This window comes from Schnuerera sp., assembly GCF_035459645.1.
Classification (GTDB): Bacteria; Bacillota; Clostridia; order Tissierellales; family Tepidimicrobiaceae; genus Schnuerera.
In genome coordinates this window covers 1-2610 of record NZ_DATHXO010000121.1, presented here as the reverse complement: position 1 = coordinate 2610, position 2610 = coordinate 1, and the positions used below count along the sequence as shown (strand labels likewise).

3 protein-coding genes are annotated in these 2610 nt (G+C 28.5%); 2 read left to right on the top strand and 1 reads right to left on the bottom strand.

Features of this window, described 5'->3' with window-relative positions; genetic code table 11:
• Together VK998_RS02875 and VK998_RS02870 are read left to right on the top strand one after the other, a co-directional pair.
• Nucleotides 1–522: biotin--[acetyl-CoA-carboxylase] ligase (locus VK998_RS02875; protein WP_325225267.1), on the top strand; the 522-nt coding region annotated here is incomplete at its 5' end.
• A gap of 107 nt (nucleotides 523–629) precedes the next feature.
• Nucleotides 630–1673, top strand: coding sequence for an HD-GYP domain-containing protein (locus tag VK998_RS02870; RefSeq protein ID WP_325225265.1), 1044 nt, complete (start codon nucleotides 630–632; stop codon nucleotides 1671–1673).
• 23 nt (nucleotides 1674–1696) lie between these two features.
• On the opposite strand, the gene VK998_RS02865 is transcribed toward VK998_RS02870, so the two are convergent.
• Nucleotides 1697–2251 (bottom strand): biotin transporter BioY, encoded by a 555-nt coding sequence (locus VK998_RS02865; RefSeq protein ID WP_325225262.1) that lies wholly within the window; start codon nucleotides 2249–2251, stop codon nucleotides 1697–1699.
• Nucleotides 2252–2610 lie beyond the last annotated feature (359 nt).

Genomic DNA, 2610 nt, shown 5'->3' with positions numbered 1-2610 from the left:
GGAGCTGCTGCTGTGAATCAAGGTTTAGAAGATATGGGGATTGAATCATATATAAAATGGCCTAATGATATTTTAATACAGGGGAAAAAAGTTTGTGGTATTCTTACTGAGATGAATTGTGAATTAAATATAATCAATTATGTAATAATGGGAATAGGTATAAATATTGATTTAGATAAAAAAGATTTTGGAAAAGAGCTTTCTGATAAAGCTATCTCTTTAAAGGAAGTAGTAGGACAGATAAATAGAAAGAAATTATTAGGCAATATTTTAAATCATTTTGAAGATTTATACAAAGATTTTATAGAAAGAGAAGATATATCTAAATCTATAAATATATGTAGGACAAATTCTATTCTACTTGGAAAAGAAGTCCGAGTTATTAGAGGGGGTAATTGTGATGTAGGCAAAGCTTTAGATATAGATGATGAAGGACAGTTGATAATTGAATACAAAGATGGCAGGTTGGAAAAGATATTTTCAGGGGAGATTTCAATTCGTGGATTAAAAGGCTATGTTTAAGTAGGTAATTATTACTAAATTCTATAATAAACCGATAATTTCTATAAGAATATGATAAAATATACCAGTACAATGTGGGGAAATTAGACAAAATAAATAGAATAGTGGTGAAAACTTTGATAACTTGGCCTATTTGTTTGACAGAAAATGCAATAGATGAAATATTGATTAAAGATATTTATGATGATGAAGGTAATTTATTGATAGGAAGAAATGCTATAATTAACGAATATGTATTGAATATTTTGGAAAAATCTAAAATAAAACAAGTACCAATTTATCCAACTAAGGAAGACGATCATCTTGTACCATATATAGATCTGTCTTTAGGACATAAAGAAAACATATTAACAATGAAAAAAATAGCAACAAGATTGGTAGCTGGAAAAGGCGTTAATTCCAATATATTGGGGAGCATCTCCAAAAATTTATCCATTGAAGTTAATGATAGTCAAATGATTGGAGAAACAGATAGGATTAGGGATACTGATGAATACACCTATAATCATAGCATAAATGTAGCCATATATTCTGCATATATAGGAAAGTTAATAAGATTAGACAAAGAAAGAATTAATGAATTATGTCAAGCTGCATTACTTCACGATATCGGTAAATCCAAAGTTCCAAAGGATATACTAAATAAAAAGGGTAGATTAACAGAAGAAGAGTTTAAAGTGGTCAAAAAACATACAATAGATGGATATATATTGTCTAAAGGCCTATCATTTTTAAAAGAAGAGGTCAGAGAAGCCATACTTAATCACCATGAAAGAGAAGATGGCAGTGGCTATCCTCGTGGAATAAAAGGAAGAGAGATTAATTTATATGGGAAAATACTTGCAATAGCAGATGTTTATGATGCTCTTACATCGGAAAGGGTTTATAAAAAGAAAAGTACTCCTTTTGATGCAATTGAAGAATTTCATAAAATGGGAATTCATAAATTTAGTATTCCATTATTAAAAATATTTTTTAAAAATATATCTCAATTCTATGTAAATTCTAAAGTTAGACTAAGCGACGGAATGGTAGGTATAATTCAGTTTGTTCATCCTGAGAATATAACTAAACCCATAATCAAGGTACAAGATAAAAACATAAACTTATCAAAAAACGAATCCTTAAAAATAGAGGAAATAATAGGTTAACTCATTAGCTATATAATGGGTTATTATAAGTGTGCAGCATTTATCCTGCTATATATTTTTAAGGCTACTAAAGATGACAAGATAGCTTTCAATATATCCCCTGGTAAAAATATAATAAATCCAGTTTTTAGAGCCATGGAAAAAGAAATTGGAGTGTCTAAGATATTATTAAGGATTAAATACATATATGGAACTCCAAATAAATAAATAACGAAAGTACCTATTATAGTCGCTAATAATATTTGTCGAAAGTTTATACTTTTTTTATTATGAGCAATCCTTCCAACGATATATCCTGCAAATATAAATCCAATTAGAAATCCAAAGCTTGGCTTAAATATTGTCTGAGGTCCTCCAGAAAATCCAGCAAAAATTCTTACTCCTGAAAGACCTAATAAAACATAAACAATCTGAGATAAAGCTCCTAATTTAGGGCCAAGGAGAAGTCCAGATAATATGACAAACATACTCTGCAGTGTAATAGGAACATCTCCAATAGGAATACTTAAGAAAGCTCCAATGGCAGTTAAGGCTGTAAACAAAGATGTTAGAATCATTTCTTTTGTAGATAAATTCATCTAGTTCCCTCCTATATGTAAATCATCTTAAATAATATGTCAACAATATAAGTGTACATAGTTTTAGAGTTAATGTCAACCATAAAATATAACAGGTTGACAAAAATATATTATTATGGTTTGAGAATTTAATAAAAATATTATTGACAAATAGCCAAATGGTGTTTATACTGTATATATAAATTATATACAATATAAACACAATAAACATCTAAAATTGGGAGGATAGTTATGAAAATTATAGTGTCTAATTCTTCAAAAGAACCCATATATGAACAGATATCTAGTCAAATAAAAGGAATGATTTTAAAAGGAGAGTTAAATGAAGGTGATTTATTGCCTTCTATTAGAGGACTAGC

Excerpts from the sequence above, each read along its gene's own strand:
- VK998_RS02865 (WP_325225262.1), bottom strand. The coding sequence starts at position 2,251 with ATGAATTTATCTACAAAAGAAATGATTCTAACATCTTTGTTTACAGCC.